The 287-nt window shown below is 48.1% G+C and carries 1 protein-coding gene; it reads left to right on the top strand.

Annotation, left to right across the window (positions count from 1 at the left end):
* Positions 1-287 (top strand): bacterioferritin (gene bfr, locus Q4563_RS19165; protein ID WP_303605644.1); only part of this gene is annotated, 287 nt, incomplete at both ends.

Below are 287 nucleotides of genomic sequence, written 5' to 3'. Positions count from 1 at the left end.
AGGTTATTGAATACCTGAACCAGGTGTTAACCATTGAGCTGACTTCGATCAACCAGTATTTCCTGCATGCCCGCATGTATAAGAACTGGGGTTTCGAAGCACTCGACAAAAAATGCTTCAAAAAATCCATCAAGGATATGAAACAGGCTGATGAACTGATTGAACGCGTACTGTTTCTGGAAGGCCTGCCTAATCTGCAGAAACTGAATCGTCTGCGCATCGGTGAAAGCCCGGCCGAGATGTTGCAGTGCGACATGGACCAGATCGTCGAACAGCTGGCGCTGCTG

Source organism: Gilvimarinus sp. 1_MG-2023, from assembly GCF_030548285.1.
Note: the sequence above shows the minus strand (reverse complement) of the source record. Positions and strands in the feature narration are given on the sequence as shown.